The following is a 278-nucleotide window of genomic DNA, read 5'->3' on the forward strand; positions in this document are numbered from 1 at the left end:
TCCGGCGTCTCGCACGCCATCACCAACCCGTCCCAGTTCTTCTCGTCCGCCACCACAACTTCGTCCACTGCGTTCTTGGACTGGCAGACGTGCCGCGGCCGGCGCGTGGCGACGCGGCCGACGGACAGCGGCGCGAGCGCCCGCTTCGACGGCAGCACCTGCAGGTTGCCGACGAGGAGCCTGTCCTTGCTGCCAGCGGGGGCGTGCAGCGCCCACGCTCTGAAGCACGTCTCCATGGCCATTGTTGTCTCTGGTGGACGAACGTGAGTAGTGATGAC

1 protein-coding gene is annotated in these 278 nt (G+C 67.3%); it reads right to left on the reverse strand.

Translation table 11 applies throughout. The features are described 5' to 3' along the window. Positions 1-236 (reverse strand): hypothetical protein (locus PZC42_RS24525; RefSeq protein ID WP_277214071.1); only part of this gene is annotated, 236 nt, incomplete at its 3' end. Positions 237-278: the final 42 nt, after the last annotated feature.

The organism is Isoptericola croceus (genome assembly GCF_029382255.1).
Classification (GTDB): domain Bacteria; phylum Actinomycetota; class Actinomycetes; order Actinomycetales; family Cellulomonadaceae; genus Isoptericola; species Isoptericola croceus.